This window comes from Geminocystis sp. (genome assembly GCF_041753295.1).
GTDB lineage: Bacteria > Cyanobacteriota > Cyanobacteriia > Cyanobacteriales > Cyanobacteriaceae > Geminocystis.
The window spans coordinates 1-7,522 of sequence record NZ_JBGSUU010000061.1 but is presented as its reverse complement, the minus strand read 5'-3'; the positions used below and the strand labels follow the sequence as shown (position 1 = coordinate 7,522).

Sequence of the window (7,522 nt, the reverse complement as noted above, 5' to 3'; positions counted from 1 at the left end):
GATAGGAGATAGGAGATAGGAGATAGGAGATAGGAGATAGGAGATAGGAGATAGGAGATAGGAGATAGGAGATAGGAGATAGGAGATAGGAGATAGGAGATAGGAGAATAGGAGTAATTTTTCAAGGATAGAAGTTTTTAGCTATTCACTGATTACTTTTATTTTGCCGACACAAGATAATTTATCACTATTCAAAATCAATTGTTGTAACTCAACATCTTTTCCTAAATCCACCTCAAAATTATTAATGATAAGAGTCTCTAAATCTGAAATTCCCTCAATTTTAATGGGGTTAAATAAGAGGGTATGATCATCTTTTAAGGTTAAGCTAGAAATTAAAATTAAATTACTTTTTTTTCCTTGATTATTACTCAATATACCTTGTAAAATAAATTGATTATCGAGTAAAATAATGTCTTGCCAGTTAAATTCATATTGTGCTAATATTTGCTTATATTCTTCTATTTTTTGATATTCTAATAATAAATGAAGTAAATCAATTAATCCCTGATGTAAAAGTCTTGAATCTAGGGAAGTTTTTAAATCCTCTAAGGTTAAAACTAATTCTCCATTAACAAAGATTGGTTGTAATAATTTTAATGGTTTTCCTCTTAATATTCCTCCTAAATTTATGGCAATTTTTTCTGTATTTACGACGGCTTTACTAACATGAATTCCTTGATAAATTGCTTTGTTGGTTTGTAGAGAAACTTGATCAATTTTTCCTGTTAATATTTGTTTATCTCCTGCATTAATTTCTATTTTTAGATCTACTACGTCTTGTAATTGCGATCGCAACCAAAATTTGATTGCAGGAGTAAGAATATGAGAGATAATTTCTGATTTACTTTTAATAGCCATTAAATTTAAGATTAATTTTACATTTACCCATTAAACTTAATATTCTACTTATTCATCATAGAGATAACAAATAAAGGAAAAAAAATAATGTCAGAAAGAATCCAAAAAATTTTGAGAGAATGGGGAATCGCCTCCCGTCGAGAAGCAGAAACCATGATTACCGAAGGAAGAGTTAAAGTCAATGGTGTTGTAACTCAATTAGGAGATAAAGCAAATGCCGTTAAAGATAAAATAGAAGTTGATGGTAAAATATTAAGTAATGATTATCGTCCTCGATTAATTTACTTTTTGTTAAATAAACCGAAAGGATACATTAGTACTTGTGAAGATCCTCAAGGAAGAAAAACTGTCATGGATTTATTGCCTCCTCATCTCAAATCAGGAAAAGGAATACATCCAGTAGGCAGACTTGATCGTAATTCTACAGGTGCATTATTATTAACTAATGATGGTTCACTAACGGTTAAATTAACTCATCCTCGTTATGATCTTCCAAAAACTTATCTTGTTACTTTAGAGGGTAATATACCTAACAAGATTATACAACAATGGGCAGAAGGATTTATGTGGGAAGGAAAACAAACTTTACCCGCCGAAATTACCATTAATAAAAGAAGTGGTAATCAAACTCAGATGGAAATAATATTACGAGAAGGACGTTATCGTCAAATTCGCAGAATTGCAGAATTATTCGGTTATCCTGTAGTTAGTTTACATCGAAAAGCCATTGGGACAATTAAAATTGCCTCTTTATCTTCAGGTAAATATCGCACTTTAACCATTCCAGAAATGTATGATTTAAAAAAAACTATTAGAGAAATGTCAAAAAATTAAATGATTGAAAAAAAAGGTAAATTTAACCATGAAATTTTTAAAAAAAAGTAAAGAAGAGATTATCGATTATGATGAAATTAGACAACAACAATTAGAGTTAATTAGTGTTGAACTTAAACAGGCTAGAATAGATAAAAATCTCGATAAAAATGTAATATCTAATCAATTACATACTCCTGTTAGTATCATTAATGCCCTTGAATCTGCTGACTTACAACATCTACCTGAGCCTTTTTTTACTAAACAATTAATTAAAAAATATGCTAATTTTCTAAAACTAGATGGAGAAGATATTAGTAATAAATTTACCTTAGAATTAAACCCTAAAATATATTATAAAAAATCTTTTACTCCATCATTTTCTTTTAAATTTAATTTCAACGTTAAGCCTCAATATTTATATTTTTTCTATTTTATTTTACTCTTGTTTTCCATAAAAAATTTAAGCAATATCTTAGAATCTTCTCAATTTAGTCAAATAAAAATACCTCAGAAACAAGTAATGGAAACCCAGATTTTGCCGAAAAAAAATCATCCTATTACCAATCCTGAAGTTATACCCATCGTAGAGAAAAAAGAAGAAAAACCACCGCAACCCACAGAATTAATTGTCAAGGTTACAGTGAAAGAAGATTCTTGGGTAAAAATCATTGTCGATGGTAAACCTGTTTTTGAAGGTATCCTCACCAAAGGATTAGAAAAACAATGGAATGGAAAACAAAAAGTTATTATTCGCGCAGGTAATGCTGGAGGATTAGTTGTTACTGTTAATGACGAAAAACCCAAAGAATTAGGTAAATCAGGACAAGTCACTAATGCTACTTTCGAGTTACCAATGAGATCCTAAATAATGTAATAAAACACCTAATTAATGTTAGTAAAATCAGCTTATATTCATATCCCATTTTGTAAAAGAAGATGCTTTTATTGTGACTTTCCTATTACTGTTTTAGGTGATAATAGCGGTAATAATTATTCTCCTTGGCAACAAGAATATGTAAATTTTTTATGTCAAGAAATTATAGCAACTCCTCAAGAAAATACCCTTGATTTAGACACAATTTTTTTTGGTGGTGGCACTCCATCTTTATTAGCAATAGAAGGGTTAGAGTTCATTTTATCGACTTTACATCAACATTTTAATATTAGCAAAAATGCTGAAATTTCTTTAGAAATCGATCCTGCTACTTTTGATTTAACTAAACTTAAACAATATCAAAAATTAGGTATAAATAGAGTTAGTTTGGGTTTACAAGCCTTTCAAGATAATTTACTCGAAATTTGTGGAAGAACACACAGAATGTCGGACATAAATCAAGCTATAGATTATATTCATCAAGCAGATTTTAATAACTGGAGTTTAGACTTAATCTCTGGTTTACCTTATCAATCCCTAGATGATTGGCAAGATTCTTTAGCAAAAGCCATCGCCTTGCAACCAAAACACCTTTCTTGTTATGATTTAGTGTTAGAACCTGTTACTGCATTTGGTAAAAAATACTCTGAAGGTGATAATCCTTTACCACTAGATGAAACCGCCGCTAATATGTATTGTTTAGCTTCAGAAAAATTAAGAGAAGCAGGATATATTCACTACGAAATTTCTAACTATAGTCAAAAGGGTTATGAATGTCGTCATAATCAAGTTTACTGGCGTAACGAATTTTATCATGGTTTTGGCATGGGTGCGGCTAGTTATACTGATAATAAACGTTTTACTCGCCCTCGTACCAGAAAAGAATATTTTGCGTGGGTAAAACAATATCAGAAAAATTTAGGAAATATTGATATTAATATTACTTCTAAAAATGACCAATTATTAGAAACTTTAATGTTAGGTTTAAGGTTAAAAAAAGGTGTAAATTTATACGAAATAAAGACTAAATTTGGTCAAAATATAGAAGCACAAATTTTAGAATGTTTAAGTACTTTTTTAGATAGTAAACTCATTATATTTAACGAAAATACTCATCAATTAAGTTTAACAGATCCTGAGGGATTTTTATATTCTAATACTATATTAACAACCTTATTTACTAAACTTGAAACTATTTAAAATATAATTTACCAAGGGCTACTTATTAAGGTAAATCCAGCCCAATAAAAAGGATGAGAAAGAGTTATTTTTTTTTTAATTTCAAGACTTTCAGGTATTTTTATATTTCCATGGGGTGTGATTAAATAATTATTTTCAAAATAGATTTTTTCTTGTAATAATAAATTTTGAGCTTGACGTAAAGCCTCTGTTTTTGTCATGTTATTATCTGACGGATTTACTAACTGCTGATAAAATTCAGTTATTAATGCAAAAGTACCTAAATCACTCACACTCCATAAAGTGCCTAATGCTGAATTTACTCCTGATTGTAAAGCAATTCCCGTAAAACCTAATTGTGAACTGCGATCACCTAAAGCAGTATTACAAGCACTTAAAACTAATAAATCAGGAGGAGTTTTCCAAGGAAGATTAGACATTTTATCTAAGGTTAATTTATCATCCCATAATTGAATATAAGAATTATTAGCGTCACCTGTATTAAAATTAGCATGGGTAGCCAAATGTACAATTTGAAAGCCATTGGTTTGTAATTGACTTTCCATATTATTTAAGGTAAGATCTTCATTCAGTAAAAGTTGACTAGATTTTGAAGAAAGTTTTGCTAATTTTTGGACAATATTTTCTAACTCTAATGTTACCGCAGGTAAGGGCTCTTCATTGGGAAAATTTGATGCACCCATTGCTAAGATTTGAGCATTTTTCATCGGTTTATATTGTGCATTAATTAAATTAAAAGCAGGAATACGAGTTATGCTATATTTCTCTACTAAAAAATTGTTGCCATCATGTAAAGCTGATAATGGTAATAATCTGACTCCATTTCCAATACAAAATAATATATTATTGATATTTTCTGCGTCTAAAAATTCTTGTTGAAAAGGTTTAATAATCCAGTTATATAATTGTTGAGATTGAGTTAAATTTATGGGATTATTTATTTGATCAATTTCGATATAAAAATCATCAATAGTTTTTGTAATTTTTTCAAAAGGTGCATCATTAATATCTCTAACAATAATTTTACCTTTTTTTGTTAAATATACTAAATGTAAATATTTTTCTTCAGGTATAACCCATAAAATTGCGGAATTAGTACCTGTTTTTTCGTCCATATCTGCTAAAATGGAAGCCATTTCTAAAGAACTTTGCTTTTTAGCAATCATATTTCTTTGAAAAAAAGTCTCATACTCATTTTCTAATTTCTCCTCCATTTTTAACATTTTACTATTCAAAATAGCTTCTTGTTTGTCTTCTGGAATTAATTGGGCATTAACAGAAGATAAATTTAAAATAATTGTCAATGATATAAGAGTTAATCCTAAAAAAATAATGAATTTTCTTAATCTATAACCTAAAAGATTTCTTTTCAATGGTTTCGATAAAAATGTGATAAGTTTCATTTTAGTTTTATCGTCTTAGAAGTAATCTTACTATTATAAATTAGAAATTCAATTATTTATTTGTTTTGGTTTCTCAAAAGTAAAATAAAAGTCAATCATCAATTATCAATTACTCTTTAAACTGCCAAAAATTCTTGAATAACTCTTTGACTTAATTGACTGGTTAAACCAGAGGCAACAATACCACCTTTTTGCATAGCATAATATCTATCAGCTTGACGTACAAAATGTAAATGTTGCTCTACTAAAAGAACAGAAATACCAGTTTCTTTAATTATCTTTTTTACCGCCGCTTCAATCTCTAATATAATGGATGGTTGAATGCCCTCTGTTGGCTCATCTAATAGCAATAATTGAGGTTTTCCCATCAATGCTCTTGCGATCGCCAATTGCTGTTGTTGCCCACCGCTTAAGTCACCTCCCATGCGGTTTAACATAGTTTTCAACACAGGAAATAACTCAAAAATTTCGTCAGGAATTTGTTTTTTAACCTTTTTTGGGATGGCTTCTAAACCTAAAATTAAATTCTCTTTTACCGTTAAACGAGGTATAATATCTCTACCTTGAGGAACATAACCAATACCTAATTTAGCACGTTGATCTGTGGTAACTTTATTAATAACTTTATTTTGAAAATTTATCTCTCCCGTAGGGGATTTTAGTAACCCCATAATAGTTTTTAATAAAGTAGTTTTACCTACCCCATTTCTACCAATTAAACACACCATTTCACCGCTATTGATGCTTAAATCAACATTTCTTAAAATATGACTTTCACCGTAATAAACATTTAAACTCGATAAATTTAACATAATAGTTGATAGTTAATAATTGATAGTTAATATAGGAATCCTATTTGAGTAGGAAGAAAATAATCAGTTAATTTCCTCGAAAATTGGAAGGTTAGGGGTAAAAATTCTTACAAATGATTTAGAAATTCTATAGTTGATAATTATTAATTACTAAGAATTTCTGGAGGTAAATTCAATAATTCTAATAACTCTTGATAAACCTGATTTTCTAATTCATTGATACTGTGATTATTAATAATTTGATTACTTAATTGTAAAACTTTTAGCTTTTCTTCCTCTGTTTGTAATAATGGCACTAAATCATTTAAAGGTATTTTTTCCCCTAAGAAGTTTATTAATTCATCTTTTAACTGCAATTCATCTTCAGGAGAATCTGCAAATTGTTTACTTAAATTAGTGATAATTATATCTTGTTCTTCGGGAGTTAAATTAAAATCTGCCCAAGCTATTGTAGCCACAATGCGTACTATAATAATCTCATCTCTTTCTAAGGATGTTTCCTGCCCTAAATATACCTCTATTACACGAGGATCGTTTTGTATTTCATTCATTGTACCTTCACATAAAACAGTACCTTGATGTAATACAGTAACTTGTTTCGCTATCTGTCTAACAAATTCCATATCATGCTCAATTACGATGATAGAATGACTTTGGGCTAAAGCGAGAAGGAGATTACCCACATTTTCTGTTTCTTCATCGGTTAAACCAGCTACAGGCTCATCTACTAATAATAAATCAGGAGACTGCGCTACTAACATTCCAATTTCTAACCGTTGCTTTTCTCCGTGAGATAATAAAGAGGCTTTGAATGTCGCTTTAGCGGTTAAACCGATGGTTTCGAGCAAACTAGCAACGTTTCTTTTATCTTGTTCTGTGGGTTTATTAAACAAGGTTGAAAAGACATTTTTTGTCTTATTGGCGACTAAATCTAAATTTTCTTTTACTGTTAAGTTTAAATAGACTCTGGGAGTTTGAAATTTGCGCCCAATTCCCATTCTAGCAATTTGATGTTCACTAATTTTACGAAGATTTTTGCCTTTAAAAAAAACATTACCCTCTGTAGGTTGAACTTTACCTGTGATAACATCTAAAAAAGTAGTTTTTCCTGCACCATTAGGGCCAATAATTACTCTTAATTCACCTTTATTCATTTTAAATTTAAGATGATTTAGAGCTTTAAAACCATCAAAACTTACTGTTAAATCATCAATTTCTAATATGGTTTCACTCATTAGTTATTTATTAAGAATTATCGTTATTTTTTAATAATAAGTATTTTTTGTATAACTTTACTAATATAATTTGACGAGATAATAATTTTCAGTAAAGATTGTTACATATCTATTAATTTAAAACATTTTCAAAATTTATTTTCCTTCAATAATATTAATTTCTTCTTCGGTTAAGTCATATAATTTATATACTAATAAATCGATTTCTTTCTCTAATTCTGTTGTGTCATTATCGGGGTTTTCTTCCTTTAAATTTAAAATTTTTGTCACTAACTTTATTAAAGGTTGTTGTTTTTGATTATTAATATTTTGAGGAATAGG

At 29.0% G+C, this 7,522-nt stretch carries 7 protein-coding genes and 1 pseudogene; 3 read left to right on the top strand and 5 right to left on the bottom strand.

All coding sequences use genetic code 11. The features are described 5' to 3' along the window. Positions 1-141: 141 nt before the first annotated feature. On the bottom strand, positions 142-861 hold the full coding sequence (locus tag ACEW8E_RS06285) for a DUF2993 domain-containing protein (protein WP_373479483.1): 720 nt from the start codon (positions 859-861) through the stop codon (positions 142-144). Positions 862-948: 87 nt separating this feature from the next. On the opposite strand from ACEW8E_RS06285, the gene ACEW8E_RS06280 reads away from it, so the two are divergent. From ACEW8E_RS06280 to hemW, 3 genes are read left to right on the top strand one after another with little or no spacing between them, the layout of a single operon-like run. After that, positions 949-1,695 carry a pseudouridine synthase gene (locus tag ACEW8E_RS06280; protein WP_373479482.1) on the top strand — a complete coding sequence of 249 codons (747 nt, stop codon included), beginning with the start codon at positions 949-951 and terminating at the stop codon, positions 1,693-1,695. Between the two features lie 28 nt (positions 1,696-1,723). Then, positions 1,724-2,542, top strand: coding sequence for a helix-turn-helix domain-containing protein (locus ACEW8E_RS06275; RefSeq protein WP_373479481.1), 819 nt, complete (start codon positions 1,724-1,726; stop codon positions 2,540-2,542). Between the two features lie 24 nt (positions 2,543-2,566). Then, the gene (hemW, locus tag ACEW8E_RS06270; RefSeq protein WP_373479480.1) at positions 2,567-3,751 is read left to right on the top strand and encodes a radical SAM family heme chaperone HemW; all 1,185 of its coding nucleotides are present in this window, start codon (positions 2,567-2,569) and stop codon (positions 3,749-3,751) included. Positions 3,752-3,759: 8 nt separating this feature from the next. On the opposite strand, the gene ACEW8E_RS06265 is transcribed toward hemW, so the two are convergent. The 4 genes and pseudogenes from ACEW8E_RS06265 to ACEW8E_RS06250 all read right to left on the bottom strand — a co-directional run. Further along, entirely contained in the window at positions 3,760-5,055 is a 1,296-nt protein-coding gene (locus ACEW8E_RS06265) for a CHAT domain-containing protein (protein ID WP_373479479.1), read from the bottom strand. Between the two features lie 215 nt (positions 5,056-5,270). Further along, a complete protein-coding gene (gene urtE, locus ACEW8E_RS06260) occupies positions 5,271-5,966 on the bottom strand; it encodes an urea ABC transporter ATP-binding subunit UrtE (protein WP_373479478.1) in 696 nt (231 codons plus the stop codon). 503 nt (positions 5,967-6,469) lie between these two features. Next, positions 6,470-7,201, bottom strand: a pseudogene (gene urtD / locus ACEW8E_RS06255) (urea ABC transporter ATP-binding protein UrtD); the annotation flags it as partial. A gap of 135 nt (positions 7,202-7,336) precedes the next feature. Then, positions 7,337-7,522, bottom strand: a 186-nt coding sequence (locus ACEW8E_RS06250; protein ID WP_373479477.1) for a hypothetical protein, incomplete at its 5' end; no start/stop codon positions are given.